Source organism: Pseudoduganella sp. UC29_106 (assembly GCF_044055365.1).
In the GTDB taxonomy this organism is placed as follows: Bacteria; Pseudomonadota; Gammaproteobacteria; order Burkholderiales; family Burkholderiaceae_D; genus Rugamonas.
Genome location: NZ_CP171977.1, coordinates 1,885,351 through 1,899,413 on the forward strand (window position 1 = coordinate 1,885,351; position 14,063 = coordinate 1,899,413).

Annotated in this window: 12 protein-coding genes and 2 pseudogenes; 9 read left to right on the forward strand and 5 right to left on the reverse strand. The window is 65.4% G+C overall.

What is annotated here, in order from left to right; genetic code table 11:
• Positions 1 to 35: 35 nt before the first annotated feature.
• From nrdR to ACHMW6_RS09775, 8 genes are all read left to right on the forward strand, one after another.
• Positions 36 to 494 (forward strand): transcriptional regulator NrdR, encoded by a 459-nt coding sequence (nrdR, locus tag ACHMW6_RS09740; RefSeq protein WP_395406901.1) that lies wholly within the window; start codon positions 36 to 38, stop codon positions 492 to 494.
• 103 nt (positions 495 to 597) lie between these two features.
• Positions 598 to 1,515 carry a type IV pilus modification protein PilV gene (gene pilV, locus ACHMW6_RS09745; protein WP_395406902.1) on the forward strand — a complete coding sequence of 306 codons (918 nt, stop codon included), beginning with the start codon at positions 598 to 600 and terminating at the stop codon, positions 1,513 to 1,515.
• A 62-nt stretch (positions 1,516 to 1,577) separates the two neighbouring features.
• Positions 1,578 to 2,402, forward strand: a complete 825-nt coding sequence (locus ACHMW6_RS09750) for a PilW family protein (RefSeq protein ID WP_395406903.1) — start codon at positions 1,578 to 1,580, stop codon at positions 2,400 to 2,402.
• Positions 2,399 to 3,010 carry a PilX N-terminal domain-containing pilus assembly protein gene (locus ACHMW6_RS09755; RefSeq protein ID WP_395406904.1) on the forward strand — a complete coding sequence of 204 codons (612 nt, stop codon included), beginning with the start codon at positions 2,399 to 2,401 and terminating at the stop codon, positions 3,008 to 3,010. The genes ACHMW6_RS09750 and ACHMW6_RS09755 overlap by 4 nt, the downstream gene beginning before the upstream one ends.
• Positions 3,007 to 3,459, forward strand: coding sequence for a type IV pilin protein (locus tag ACHMW6_RS09760; RefSeq protein WP_395406905.1), 453 nt, complete (start codon positions 3,007 to 3,009; stop codon positions 3,457 to 3,459). The genes ACHMW6_RS09755 and ACHMW6_RS09760 overlap by 4 nt, the downstream gene beginning before the upstream one ends.
• Entirely contained in the window at positions 3,387 to 3,905 is a 519-nt protein-coding gene (locus ACHMW6_RS09765; RefSeq protein WP_395406906.1) for a Tfp pilus assembly protein FimT/FimU, read from the forward strand. The genes ACHMW6_RS09760 and ACHMW6_RS09765 overlap by 73 nt, the downstream gene beginning before the upstream one ends.
• A 106-nt stretch (positions 3,906 to 4,011) precedes the next feature.
• A complete protein-coding gene (ribD, locus tag ACHMW6_RS09770; RefSeq protein WP_395406907.1) occupies positions 4,012 to 5,109 on the forward strand; it encodes a bifunctional diaminohydroxyphosphoribosylaminopyrimidine deaminase/5-amino-6-(5-phosphoribosylamino)uracil reductase RibD in 1,098 nt (365 codons plus the stop codon).
• Positions 5,110 to 5,117: 8 nt separating this feature from the next.
• Positions 5,118 to 5,741, forward strand: a complete 624-nt coding sequence (locus ACHMW6_RS09775; protein WP_395406908.1) for a riboflavin synthase — start codon at positions 5,118 to 5,120, stop codon at positions 5,739 to 5,741.
• Here ACHMW6_RS09775 and ACHMW6_RS09780 read toward each other — a convergent pair.
• The 5 genes and pseudogenes from ACHMW6_RS09780 to ACHMW6_RS09800 form a co-directional block, all read right to left on the reverse strand.
• Entirely contained in the window at positions 5,738 to 6,049 is a 312-nt protein-coding gene (locus tag ACHMW6_RS09780; RefSeq protein WP_395406909.1) for a hypothetical protein, read from the reverse strand. The two genes, ACHMW6_RS09775 and ACHMW6_RS09780, sit on opposite strands and share 4 nt — an antisense overlap.
• Complete coding sequence (locus tag ACHMW6_RS09785) at positions 6,003 to 7,067, reverse strand: flavodoxin domain-containing protein (RefSeq protein WP_395408569.1); 1,065 nt, start codon at positions 7,065 to 7,067, stop codon at positions 6,003 to 6,005. Before ACHMW6_RS09785 ends, ACHMW6_RS09780 begins: the two co-directional genes overlap by 47 nt.
• A gap of 42 nt (positions 7,068 to 7,109) precedes the next feature.
• Positions 7,110 to 8,134, reverse strand: a pseudogene (locus ACHMW6_RS09790) (PepSY-associated TM helix domain-containing protein); the annotation flags it as partial.
• Between the two features lie 9 nt (positions 8,135 to 8,143).
• Positions 8,144 to 9,772, reverse strand: coding sequence for a tannase/feruloyl esterase family alpha/beta hydrolase (locus tag ACHMW6_RS09795; RefSeq protein WP_395406910.1), 1,629 nt, complete (start codon positions 9,770 to 9,772; stop codon positions 8,144 to 8,146).
• Positions 9,773 to 9,849: 77 nt separating this feature from the next.
• Positions 9,850 to 12,021 carry a TonB-dependent siderophore receptor gene (locus tag ACHMW6_RS09800; protein WP_395406911.1) on the reverse strand — a complete coding sequence of 724 codons (2,172 nt, stop codon included), beginning with the start codon at positions 12,019 to 12,021 and terminating at the stop codon, positions 9,850 to 9,852.
• 270 nt (positions 12,022 to 12,291) lie between these two features.
• Between ACHMW6_RS09800 and ACHMW6_RS09805 the strand changes: the two are divergent.
• Positions 12,292 to 14,053 (forward strand): annotated as a pseudogene (locus ACHMW6_RS09805) (ABC transporter permease).
• The last annotated feature ends 10 nt before the right edge of the window (positions 14,054 to 14,063 follow it).

Genomic DNA, 14,063 nt, shown 5'->3' on the forward strand with positions numbered 1-14,063 from the left:
TTTCATTAGAATAGTTAAATTCAGACGCCTCCAACATGAAATGCCCGTTTTGCCAGCATGACGATATCCAGGTCCTCGATACGCGCGTATCGGAGGAGGGGGATGCCATCAAGCGGCGCCGGCGCTGCGTGAACTGCGACAAGCGCTTCACGACCTGGGAGCGCATCGAGCTGACCATGCCTTACGTGGTCAAGAAGAACGGCAGCCGCACCGAATTCGCGGCGTCCAAGCTGCGCGCCAGCCTGATGCTGGCATTACGCAAGCGTCCCGTGGCGGCCGAGTCGGTCGACAAGGCGATCGCCTCCATCGAAGAAAAGCTGCTGACATCCGGCCAGCGCGAGGTTGACTCGGGTTACATCGGCGAACTGGTGATGCAGGAGCTGCAGCGCCTGGACAAAGTCGCCTATATCCGCTTCGCCTCCGTCTACAAGAATTTCGAGGACCTGGCCGAGTTCCAGGACGCGATCGAGAAATTCGAGCGCAAGCCGCGCTGACAAATACTCGCCGGAAATTTTCGGTTTCCCTCTCATCCTTTGATCTGACGCAAACGCGCCTCTCTACCGCTGGCTAATGTGAACAGCGGGGGAGGGCCTTGTCATGCGCAATGCTACCGTTGCGGCTGCGAACGCCGCAGCCGGGTTCACGCTGATCGAAGTGCTGATCGCCACGCTCGTGCTGGCGCTGGGGCTCGTCGGCGGCGTCGCCATGCAGCTGCATGCGATGCGCACGCGCTACGAGTCGGCGCAACTGTCGCGCGCGGTGCAACTGGCCGCGGGCATGGCTGAACGCATCCGCGCCAACGCCGCGCAGACTTCGGCTTACGTTGGCTTCGATTACGACACCGCCACGGACCCGCATCCTCCTGCCTTCGCCCCAAGCGCCGCCCCGCCTCGCGCCCCCGTCCCCATCGCTGCCGCTGCCGCCACAGCCTCTGCCGCAGCGCCTGCTGCCGTTGCCCCCGCTCCTGCCCCCGCCGCTTGCCTCGACGCGTCCTGCTCGCCTGCCGAGCTGGCCGGCGCCGAGCTGTCGGAGCTGCAGCGCGCCGTGGCCCGCCAGTTCGCCACGGGCCGCGCACGCATCTGCCGCGACGCGCAAATGTGGCAAGCCCGGCGCCTGCGCTGGGCCTGCACGGGCGGCGACACCGACCCTTTGGTCATCAAGATCGGCTGGCGCGGCAAGAACCCCGACGGCACCCCGCCGCACCTTCGGCGCCGACGACTTCGCCCCCGGCGTCGCCATCGCTGTCGCCGCCGCGCCCCTCGCCGCCGCCGCGCCACCACCGCATCCTCGCCATCGCTCGCGCAACCCGCGCCCACCGCGCCGCCGCCCGCCCCCATCGCGCCGTCGGCCGCGCCCACCGCGCCGCCGCCCGTGCCCACCGCGCCGCCGCCCGCCCCCATCGCGCCGTCGGCCGCTCCGCCAGCGCCGTCCACGCAGCCGCTTGCGCGGCCCGTCCCGTCCGCGTCGTCGACGGCGCCGCAGGCTTCGACGCTCACGTCTGGAGGCTCGCCATGAGCCCGCGCTGCTCAACCATTTGCTCTAAGACGCGCCAGTCAGGCTTCAGCCTCGCTGAAATCATGGTCGCGTCAACAGTAGGCCTGCTGCTCACGCTGGTCGCCACGACAATGCTGCTGGCCGCAAATGCCAGCTACCTGAACACCGGCGCCAGCACGCGCGTAGACGACAGCGGACGCTTCGCGCTGGCCATCCTCGCCCAATCGATCCGCCAGGCCGGCTACCACGACAACGCCGGCACCCCGGCCGTCGAGCCCGCGGCCATCACGGGCCTCGATGCGGCCAGCCTCCGCCCACGGCGCCTCCATCGACCATCCATGCCAGCCGAAGCCAACCGCAGCGACGTCCTGCTCATCCACTTCACTGGCAGCGCAGACGGCGCCATCGTCAACTGCGCCGGCTTCGACGAAACCGGCGAGCACGCCTGGAGCATCTTCTATGTCGCGAAGGCGGACGACGGCGAGGCCGAACTCCGCTGCAAATACAAAGGCGCATCCAGTTGGGCGTCGGACGCGATCGTACGCGGCGTGGACAGTTTCCAGGTCCTCTACGGCATCGACACCGATACACCGCGAGACGGCATCGCCAACCAATACCTGACCGCCAGCACCATCGCGGCACTGGACGGCGAGATTGACCCCGTCGGCGCCACCGCCGAAGAGCGCGACCGGGACCGCGCGCAGAAATCGAACTGGCGGCGTGTGGTCGCCGTGCGCGTGGCCTTGCTGCTGCACGGCGAGTTCGGCTCGCGTCCGCCCGGTAGCCTGCTGCAGCGCTACGAGCTGTTCGAGGGCGAGCCGGCAGTGGACGAGGCCATGATGCCCACGCCGCTGCAGCGACGCGTGCGGCGCGTGTTCACGGCCACGTACGCGGTGCGCAACCTGTGAGGAGGCGGACATGGGACGGCGCCGAGCGCGGCGTGGCATTGCTGGTGACCTTGCTGATGTTGGTGGCAGTGCTGCTGCTGGGCGCGTCCGCGTCCACAATGGCGCTGCTGGGCGAGCAGGCCGCGCGCGCCGAGCGCGACCGGCTCATCGCATTCCAGGCAGCGGAGGACGCACTCATGGACGCAGAACGCGACATCGAATCCGGCCGCTCCCCAGCGGACCCACCCGCCACGCCGCCCGCGCAGCCCGCGCCGCAAGCACGCTCGCCGGCCTGGCAGCTCGTCGACCTGGCGAGTGATGCGACGACGCCGTTCGGCGTCCTGTCCGGCGCCGTGATGGAAACAGGGGAAGGTTTCGAGCCCTTCCGCCGCCCGCGCTACCTTGCTGAAAGACTACCCCGTCCGGGCGGCGGCTTTTTCTACCGGGTCACGGTGATCGGCTTTGGCAGCCGCTCCGACACCGAGGTCGTGCTGCAATCGACCTACCGCCGCGCCGCCGACGCCCCACCGGGCGCGTCCGGCCCGAGCGGACGGCTGAGCTGGCGCGAAATCGCCAACTGGCGCGAACTGCACGCCGCCGCCCGCGCCGGAAGAGAGGAAAAGCCATGAGCGTCCGTGAAGCCGGATTCACGCTGATTGAAATGCTGGCCGCCGCCGCGATCGCCATCCTGCTTGCCACCGTGGCGCTGCCGGTATTCCAGCAGGCGGTAATCGCATCCAAGCGCGCGGAAGCGCAAAGCCTGATGGAAGAGCTGATGCAGCAGCAGGAGCGTCACTTCACCCAGTTCAACACCTACATCGCCTTCTCGTCCACCGCCACCGAGCCGGAGGCGCGCCAGTTCCGCTGGTGGTCGGGACGCTCGCCGCCCCGCAGCGCCTACGAACTCGAAGGGAAAGCCTGCGACGGCGACGATATCCGCAACTGCATCCAGCTGATCGCCAGACCGGGCACCGCGCAGGTCGACAGCCACTTCCAGGACCGCCAATGCGAACAACTGACCCTGACCAGCACCGGCCAGCGCGGCGCCACCGGCCCCGCCACCAACTGCTGGCGCTGAGCGCCGTCCGCACCGGATGCCGGCGTGCCGGCGGCGTCTCCCTGATCGAGCTGATGATCGTCCTGGCCGTCGCGTCCATCATGCTCAGCAGCGCTTTGCCCAGCATGCGCCAGGCCATCGAAGCCCTGCAGCTGAAAGCCGCCTCCGGCGACTTCGTGGCTGCCATCCACGAAACCCGCGCCCAGGCTCTCGCCCAAGGACAAATCGTCACGCTATTACCCAACAATGGCGACTGGAAGCAGGGCTGGACCCTCTTGATTGACGCCAACGCCAACCGCCGCTCCGACCCGGCGAGCCTGTTCTGCGCCGCCACGGCGCCCTGCCAAAAGGCATGGAAGTGCGCTTCCGGTTCACCGACCAAACGGTGCCTTCCTACATTGCTTATAATTCTGCTGGACGCAGCTGTCGCGCCGCCCATGCCAAGGCTTCCAATTTCGGCACCGTAACACTGGTCATCGGCGAACAGCAGCGCAATATCAAGATCAATATGCTGGGCCGCGTGCGGCTGTGCGACCCGGCCCGAGAATCGCCCTGCACCGGCGTGGACTGAATATGCGAATCAATAGCGACCTGGAAGGCATGCAGCTTGCCCTGCAATGGGCGGAGAAAGGCCTGTACACCACCTCCCCGAACCCGCGCATCGGCTGCGTGATCGTGCGCGACGGCGAAGTGATCGGCGAAGGCGTCACGCAGGCCGCGGGCCAGGATCACGCCGAAATCCAGGCCATGAAGGACGCCCAGCGCCGCGGCAACGACGTGCGCGGCGCCACCGCCTACGTCACGCTGGAACCCTGCAACCACCACGGCCGCACGCCGCCATGCTCCCATGCGCTGGTGCGCGCCGGCCTTGGCCGCGTGGTCGCCGCCATGGAAGACCCGAATCCGCTGGTGGCCGGGCAGGGCATGGCCACGCTGGCCGCCGCCGGCATCCAGACCAGCACCGGCCTGCTGGCCGCTGAAGCCCACGAAATGAATATCGGCTTCTTCAAGCGCATGAAAACAGGTCTGCCCTGGGTGCGCATGAAAGTCGCCGCCAGCCTGGATGGCATGACGGCCCTCCACAACGGCAAGAGCCAGTGGATCACCGGTCCGCAAGCGCGCGCCGACGGTCACGCCTGGCGCGCCCGCACCTGCGCCATCCTGACCGGCATCGGCACCGTGAAGGCCGACGACCCGCAACTGAACGTGCGCGAAGTGCAGACACCGCGCCAGCCGCGCCGCATCGTCATCGACAGCAAGCTTGAAATCAGCCCGCAAGCCCGCATTCTGGAAGGTGGCAATACGCTGATCGTGGCCGCTGCACATGACGAAGCAAAGGAAGCGGCGCTGCGCGAAAAAGGCGCCGAAATCATGGTACTGCCCAATGCCCACGGCAAGGTGGATTTGCCGGAGCTGATGCGCGAACTGGGCCGGCGCCAGATCAATGAAGTGCACGTGGAAGCAGGCACCAAGCTGAACGGCTCGTTGATCCGCGAAGGCTGCGTTGACGAATTGCTGGTCTACCTGGCGCCCATGCTGATCGGCGACGCGCAAGGCATGTTCGCGCTGCCCGAACTGGCGGAGCTGGCCGGCGCCAAACGTTTGAAATTCCATGAGGTGACCCAGGTCGGCGACGACCTGCGCATCCTCGCCCGATTCAACTCTCAATAAAGACCATTATGTTTACTGGAATCGTAGCCGCTGTCGGCAAAATCAAAACGGTGACGCCGCTGGAAGGCGGCCATGACGCAGGCGTGCGCCTGGACGTGGATGCAGGCGGCCTGCCAATGGCCGACGTGGCCCTGGGCGATTCGATCGCCCTCAACGGCGCCTGCATGACGGTGGTGGAGAAGACCGAGACTGGCTTCACCGTGGACGTGTCGCGCGAAAGCCTGAACAAGACCGTGGGCCTGGACACGACCACCGAAGTGAATCTTGAGAAGGCGCTGACCCTGGCCGAGCGCCTGGGCGGCCACCTGGTTTCCGGCCACGTCGATGGCCTGGGCACCGTGCGCGAATTCGACCCGGTCGGCGAATCTTTCGAGCTGGTGATCGAAGCCCCGCGCGACCTGGCGAAATACCTGGCCTACAAGGGTTCGGTGGTGGTGAACGGCGTATCGCTGACGGTGAACCGCGTCAGCGACACGGGTACCGGCTGCGAATTCTCGATCAACCTGATCCCGCACACAATCCAGGTCACCACGCTGAAGCACCTCAAAGCAGGCGCCAAGGTCAACCTGGAGATCGACCTGATCGCCCGTTACGTGGAGCGCATGCTGTCCGCTGCGGCGAAGGGCGCTTAATACACGTCGCGGCAATAGCCGCCTTCGGCCTGCAGCAGGTCGAGGTGGCTGTCGCCGAGGATGCGGCGCAGCGCCGCATCGACCGCCGCTCCCATGGCCGTGCCGCCGCAGACATAGATCACGGCGCCGGCCGCCATCCAGTCGCGCACGGCCTGCGCCTGCTGCTCCAGCAGGTCCTGCACATAGCGCGGGCCTTCGCCGCCGCGCGAAAATACAAGGTCGCAGCGCGCCAGCACGCCGCTGCGCTGCCACGCCTCCAGTTCATCCCCGTACAGGCGGTCCGCTTGCGGCGAGCGCTCGCCGAACACCAGCCATGCGCGCTGCAGTCCCCAACTCGGCGCGGTGCGCCAGGTGGGAGCGCAGGCCTGCCAGGCCGGTGCCGGCGCCGATCAGCAGCATGGGCCGGTCGCTTTGCGGCGGACGGAAGCCGGTGTTGGCGCGCAGGCGCAGCGGGATCACGCCACCCAATGAAGCATCATGCGTGAGCCAGCCGGACGCCAGGCCAAGGCTGCCATCGTCCAGCACCGTTTTGCGCACCAGCAGTTCCAGCCGGCCGGCGCCGGGCAGGCAGGAGATGGAGTAGCTGCGCGGACCGGGCAGGCTGTTCTCGCGCTCCGGCGGCATCACTTCCGCGATATCGCCTGCTATCCATTCGCAGGCCGTTCCGGGCGGCGGCGACAAGGCGATATGCCAGGTTTCCTCTCCCGGGCTGCCCGCGTTCAGCAGGCGGCGTTCGTACAGGCGCCAGTCGCTGAAGGGGGCATCCTCATTCATGCTGGCCGGAACGCAGGCGCCCAGTGAGGCCAGCCATTCGCGCCAGTTGTCCAGCGCCGCGCGGTCGGCGGGGCCGTTGACTTCCACACGGGCGCGGATAGGCTGGGCGCCGCTCGCCTCCAGCCAGGAATCGATGCGGCGGCCGAAGGCGCAGAAGTCGTCGTGGGCCCTGTCGCCCAACGCGAGAACGGCGTAGCGCAGCTTTTGCAGCTGAAGGGGAGCAGCCATCGTATTGCGCTCGAAGCTGCGTGCGGTATCCGGTGGTTCGCCTTCGCCATAGGTGCTGGCCACCACCAGCAGCGTGCCGGCGGAGGCCAGCGCATCAGGTGTGAGCTTGTGCAGCGAGCTGGCGCTGGCCTGCACGCCGCCTTCGTTCAGCGCGGCCACGGTGCGCCACGCCAGTTGTTCGGCGGTGCCGCTCTGGCTGGCGTAGGCGACCACGATGCCGTCGGCGCCATCGCCCGTGCCAGTGCCGGTGCCGACGCCGACGCCGGCCAGTGCCGCCGCCTGCCGCGCCAGCGCCTGGCCCCTGCGGCGGTTCAGGTACAGCATCCATCCGGTGATGAAGAAGCCCGGCAACGTGATGGCCGCCGCCGCGACGACAAGCCGGCCGGGCAGGCCGAAGAAGGCGCCGCGATGGACCGGAACCATGGCCTGCATCATCTTTGCCCCCAGCGCCTGGCTGTCGTAGCGCGTCAGCTTGTCGACATGGCCGTTGGCCAGGTTGATCATCGCGATATCCTGGGCACGGTTATGCGTGGAACCGACGGGCAGGTGGGCCATGCGCACTTGTTTCGCCGAGGCCTTGGGTACGGTGATGGTGACAATCTCGTAGTGCCCGCCGTTCAAGGCCTGCATGCCGATCCACGCTGCATCCATGGAGGGCGGCGCATCCTTCTTGCCGGATTTTTCCTTCGGCGACGAGGACTTGGGCGGCGGCGCGGCGCCCGTCAGCACGGCGGAAAGTCCGTTGCGCCACCACTCGTAGGAGAAGGAAATGCCGGTCGTAGCGCTCATCAGGTAGACCAGGAACAGCCAGGTACCGGCGGTCAGGTGCAGGCTGCGCCACAGGGCGGGGCCGCGCATCTTGGTGTCCGCCAGCAGCCAGGCGCGCCAGCTTGCGGCGGCCTTGGGCCAGCGCAGGTACAGGCCGGAGAAGACGAAGAACATCAGTGTGAAGGCCGCCACTGCCGTGAAATGGCGCCCGGACCTTCCGAGCCACCCGGCATCAGCAACACGCGGTGCAGCAGCAGCACCTGCGCGAAGAATTCTTCGCCGGTGGCCTGGCCCAGCAGCTTGCCCGTGTAGGGATCGAGATAAGTCTTGGAACGTTCCTCGCCCACCGTATAGGTTACGCGCGCCGAGCCGCCGGGCTGGCCGCTGATGGCTAGTACCGTGGGCTTGGCGGCCGGCATCTGCTCGGAGAAGTGTTGCAGCAGCTGGTCCGGCGTCAGGGCGGGCAGGCTGCGGGGCTCGACGCGGATCACGCCGTGGTCGAGCGCGGACATGATGTCCTCGTCCCAGGCCGTGATGAAGCCGGTCAGCCCCATCAGGGCTAGGATCGTGCCTATCGTAATCCCGAGGTAAAGGTGAATCTGGCGTATCGTGGCTTTGAACATGGCCGGCCCTTACTGTGGCGCCACGCAGGCAAAGCTGGAGGCTTCATTTTCCGGGCCGCCCTTGTAGCGCGCCACTTCCGGATACACACAGAGCGGGCGCTGGAACACGATCTTGCGCGCCTTGCTCTTCGGTTCATCGAACCGGGTGGCGACCAGCGCGCCCGGCGCCTTGCCCTGTTCCACCCATTCTTCCAGCGCGATCGCCATATCATGTTTCGCATCGGACACCGGCGGCTCGGAATCGCGGGTCGCAGTCGAGAAGTGGGTTGCACCGGGGCCGCCCGCGCAATGGGCCATGCCAGGCACCATGTAGAGGCGCAGGAAGTCCTGCGTATCGCGGCGGCGATCGGCCGCTTTGGAGGCCGCTTCCACATCGTTGTAGTAGTTGATCGCTTCGGCCGCCGCGCCGACCGGATCCTGCCAGCCCATGAACATCAGCAGCTTGCCGCCGTTGGCGCGGAAGCGGCGCAGGTCCGGATTGGTGGCGTTGAAGGTGGCAGCGATGCGGCTGTTGACGGCGTCAATGTCCGAGCCCCAGTTGAAGCCTTTCCAGTTCCAGTTTGGGTCGTTGAACACCCAGTAGCGGAAGAAGTCCAGGCGCAGCGGCTCGTCCGGCTTGGCGTTATTGGCCCAATAGGCGCTCCAGCCCGGATGGGTGGTCTCTTCGCCACCCGCGATGCCTTCGCTACCGAACACGTAGCCCGGATACAACGGCTTGCCGGTGCGGACATCCGTCGGTCCCGCGTACAGCTTGCGCACGACCTCCACCTGTTCGGCGCTCAGGCAGTTGGCCTCGTCGCCGGCCTTGCACTGCAATTCGGCCGGGTCGAATTTGCAGGCGCTCACGTCGCCGATCACGCCATCGGCCACGCCATCCGTGCGGTCGCATTTCTGGACGACGGCGCTGGTGATCATGCCCAGCTTGGAGGCGGGCAGGATGCGGCTGCCGTCCGCACGGTGATTGACCTTGTAATTCCACAGGAAGGCCATGTTCAGGGTGGAGCGGTTATTGCCCGGAGCGCCGGCAATGATGCCGTTGAAATCCTCCGGGTAACGCTGGGCTTCGCTCAGGCCCTGATAGCCGCCGGTGGAGCAGCCGCTGAAATAGGAATATGCGGGCGGCGCATCATAATAGGCTTTGGTGACTGCCTTTGCCGACACCACTGATTCGTGTACCGCGCGGTGCGCGAAATCCACGATGGATTCCGGCTTGCCGATCGCGAAAGTCAGTTCGCGGCCGCGATGGCCTGTATTGGTGCCCACCGCCACGTCGCCCCGTTTCAGGCGCGTGATCATTTGCGCGTAATAAATGTTGGAGGAATAGGCGCCATTGCCGACCATGTGCAGGCGGCGAGTCCAGGAAGCGCGGCGCGGCAGCCATACTTCGAATTCGATTTCCGAGCCGGCCACGGGCGACGCCAGGCCGCGCACGCGGCAAAAGTCCGGCAAGCCCTTGTAGATGCGGCCTTCACGTCCGAAGGCGGTGTCTTCGTTGAAGGTGCCGCCGGTGATTTCCCGCGCCATCGTGATCTGCACATGCGGCAGCTTGAGGCCCGCCAGTTGCGCGCAATCGCCAGCAAGGGCAGGGGAGGAAATCGCCACCAGGGCGCCGAACAGGCTACAACGTTTCATCATCATGTTGGTACGGCCTTCAAAATGGAAAAAACGGCCGGCACGCCTTGGGAGGGTGCGCACCGGCCGTAACCAGGACAGGTTCAGAAGTCGATCTTCGCTGCGAATTTGACGGTGCGCGGCAGGCCGGATGCCAGCAGATTACCACCAGTGGCGGACCAGTAGGTCTTGTCGCCCAGGTTTTCCACATTGAGCTGGAAGCTGGTCTGATAGCCCATCAGTTTTGTCACATAGCGGGCGCCCGCAGTGAACAGCGTGTAGCCCGGGATGAAGGCCTGGTTTTCATTGTTCACGGCGCGGCGGCCGGTGTAATAGGCGCCCGCGTTCACGCTGAAGCCCGGCAGGTAGGCCGGCTTGTACTCGATCAGCACACTGCCCGTCTTTTTCGCCGTGTTTTCCGCCTGCTTGCCGACCTGCGCGGCGTTGGCGGCGCTGCGCAGTTCCGCATCCAGGAACATGCCGGAAATGTAGGCAGAGATTTCAGGCGTGACGCTGCCGGTCAGCGACAGTTCGAGGCCGTTGTAGTGGGCCTGACCATCAACGACGAAGCGGTTCTGCGCATTGGTATAGGCCGAGGCGCGGGTGATCTGGAACACGGCAGCTGCAGCCGTCATGCCGGACCAGGCTTCGGAGCGGATGCCGATTTCCTTGGTCTTGCTGACCGCAGGCGGCATCGCCTCGAAGGCGTTGACGGTGGCGGCAGGCGCAATGCCGGTTTCTTCCACACCTTCCAGGTAGGCGGCGTAGATGCTGGTGTCCGGACGCAGCTTGTACACGATGCTGGCCGACGGTGAAGTCTTCTTCACCTCATAAGTCGTGGTGGTGGTCTTGTTTTCGTAATCGCTGTGGCGCGCGCCGACCAGGAAGGACAGCTTGTCCGTGAAGCGCATCTTGTCGAAGAAGTAGAGGCCCTTGTCGTCGATCGACTGCGGATTGAAGGTAATGTTGTTGCTCAGCGCCGGTGGCGTCAGTTCGCGCGGGTTATACAGGTTCTGCTTGAAGTTCACCGTTTGCACGCTCGGCGCATTCTGGTCGCGCTTGTTCTGCATCACGCCGATGGTCAGCTCATGGTCCACCAGCAGGTCCACGCGGCCCGTGACTTCGGCACGGATGTTCTTGTTCACATAGACCTGGCCGCGCACGAATTGCACGCGCAGCGAGCCTTCGCCCGTATCGATGTTGTAGTTCTGCAGCTGGCCGAAGCTGCGGCGCTTGCGCTGGGTTTCGGCGCGGCCGACTTCCACTGTGGCGGCCCAGGCGTCATTGATGGCGTAGTCGGCGCGGAACAGGTAGTTCTGCGCCGACGCATCGTAGTGCGACCAGGTGCCGGACAGCAGCTTGGTCTGGTCCTGCACCGGCGGGAGGGCGATCTTGCCGTTCACTGCGGGCAGCAGGCCCACGCCCGCGTTCTCGACGATGTCCTTGCGGATGTCTTCACCATCGAAGCGGAAGGTCAGGTCCTCATTGGCGCGCCAGTCCAGCGCGATGGAGCCGAACTGGCGGTCGCCCGTCACGCCTTCGGTCGCATTGCGCAGGCGGCCGCCGGCGGCATTCACGCGGATGCCGAATTGATCCTTGTCGCCGAACTTGCGGCCGATGTCCACAGCGCCGACCGCCTGGCCATATTCGTTGCCGCTGACCGAGAACGAAGTCACCGGGGTCGCGCCGGCGCGCTTGGTGACCAGGTTGATGATGCCGGCCGGCGTGGAGAAGCCGTAGTACAGGGCGGAGGAGCCTTTCAGCACTTCCACGCGTTCCTTGTTCTCCAGCGGCAGGTCGATCAGGTTAATGATGGGCAGGGAACCGTTCAGGCGGTAGTTGGTGCGCGCGTCCACCGAAATGCCGCGGATGGACAGCGAGTCGTTGACGCTGCCGCTGGTCTGGGAGCGCGACACGCCCGCCGAGTTTTTCACTGCGTCGAATACGCCCTGCGCATCCTGCGATTCCAGGATGGCGCGCGGGATGATGTTGACGGTGAAGGGGGCATCGAGCAGCAGCTGGTCGCGGAAGGCGCCGACCTGGACGTACTTCGATTTGAAGCCTTGCTGTTTTTCCGCATTCACTGTCACGGTCTGCAGCACAGGCTTCTCATGGCCTTGCGCTTCCCCGCCTTCCGCTGCTGGCGCCGCAGGTGCTGCGCCTTCGGCCGCTGGCTGCGGTTCGTCCGCCGCGAACGCGCCGCCCGCCATCAAGGCCAACGCCAGGCTGATGCTAAGCGAAAGCGTGCTGCGTTTGAATTGCGTGTTGCTCTTCATGTTGCCGATCCCCTCGAATTATTGATTGATGTCTTCTCAGATGCGTAACGCTAAGGCAAGAATAGTGCTGTCTTTTTTGCGTGTCAAATACAATCTTATTGTTTTCTTGGTGTCGATGCATCATTGCCACAATCAGCGCCGTCATAGTGCGGTTTATGCTGCGGCGCACAGTGCTGGTGCGGGATTTCACCGTCCTCGGGCATTGTGAATCTGCTTGCACTTTTTCAGGTAAGAGTACAAAATGATTTCACTGTCTACAAGGAAAGAGCAATGCACTCACCAACGTTCAGGCTGTACAACTGGCCGCGCGCAGCGGTCACCCTCCTTACTGTCACGGCCGTGTTTGTGCCGCTGGCGCTGGTCTTCTACCAAAGCTTTTTGTCTGCACCGTTCTTCATGCCGATGGCCGCCGCGGGGCTCGACGCCTACCGCTTCATCGCCGAAGATCCCGAATTCGCGCAAGCTTTCATCAACGGCCTTGAACTGGCAGCCGGCCTGGCTTTCATCGCCGTCCCGCTGGGCGGCATGCTGGCCTTCCTGATGGTGCGCACCGATCTGCCGGGCCGCGGCTGGATCGCGCCGCTGCTGCTGGTGCCGATCTTCGTGTCGCCGATGGTGCTGGGATTCGGCTATGTGGTTTCGATGGGGCCAGTAGGCTTTTACTCCACCTGGGCCAGGAGCCTGCTGGGCTTTGTGCCCTGGAATATCTACTCCTTCACCAGCATCGTGATCATTGCGGGCCTGACCCACGTGCCGCACGTTTATCTGTACGCTTCGTCCGCGCTGAAGTCGCTGGGCTCCGATGTGGAAGAAGCGCGCGCGCGTGGCCGGCGCCTCGCCGCTGCAGGTGATGTTCAATGTGTCGCTGCCGATGATCATGCCGGCGCTGGCCTATGCCGGCGTGCTGGTGTTCTTCCTGGGCTTTGAGGTGTTTGGCCTGGTGCTGGTGCTGGGCGATCCGGAAGGCCACCTGGTGCTGCCGACCTATCTTTACAAGCTGACCAACAAACTTGGCACGCCGTCCTATCACCTGATGGCGGCTGTGGCGGTGTGCCTGGTCGCCGTGACGATGCCGCTCGTGATGCTGCAGCGATGGCTGCTGAAATCCGCTAACAAGTACGTGTCGATCAAGGGGAAGGGCGCGCGCCAGAAGGCGCTGCCGCTGGGGAGCTGGAAGTGGCTGGCGCTGGCGCTGCTGGGCGCCTGGCTGCTGTTCACGATCGTGTTTCCGCTGTCCGGCATTGCCTTGCGCTCTTTCGTGCAGTACTGGGGCGAAGGCGTGAAGCTGGCCGATGTACTGACCTTGCAGCATTTCCGCGACATCCTTGCCCAGCCTTCGCTGGTGCGCGGCATCGTCAACACGGTGCTGATCGGCGTGATCGGCGGCGCGCTGGCCATCGTCTGCTACTGCGCGATCGCGCTGGCCATGCACCGCAAGAATGACGCGGTGTCCCGGCTGCTGGACTACAGCGTGCTGGTGCCGCGCGCCGTGCCCGGCCTGCTGGCGGGCCTGGCCTTCCTGTGGGTCTTCCTGTTCGTGCCTTCCTGGCTAGACGGTGCGCTGAAGGGCACCGAGAGCGCCTTCGGCATCTGGCTGGCCGAGCAGATCGTGCCGCCCCTGCGCGCACTGCGCTCGACCATCTTCTCGCTATGGCTGGCCTACTCGGTGGTGTGGCTGGCCTATGGCATGCGCCTGATTTCGACCGCCCTGCTGCAGGTCGGACCGGAGCTGGAGGAGGCGGCGCGTGCGGTCGGCGCCCGTCAGGGGCAGGTCACGCGCGACGTCACGCTGCCACTGGTGAAGTATGGCCTGCTGGGCGGCTGGCTAATGATTTTCCTGATTTTCGAACGCGAATATTCGACCGGCGTCTACCTGCTGTCGCCGGGCACGGAAGTGATCGGCGCCATGCTGGTGTCGCTCTGGGCGGGCGGGGCTACGGAGCTGGTGGCGGCGCTGTCCTTCATCAATATCACGCTGGTGGCCGTGGGCCTGGGCGTCGCGCTGCGCTTCGGCGTCAAGCTGCATAACTAATTACAAGACA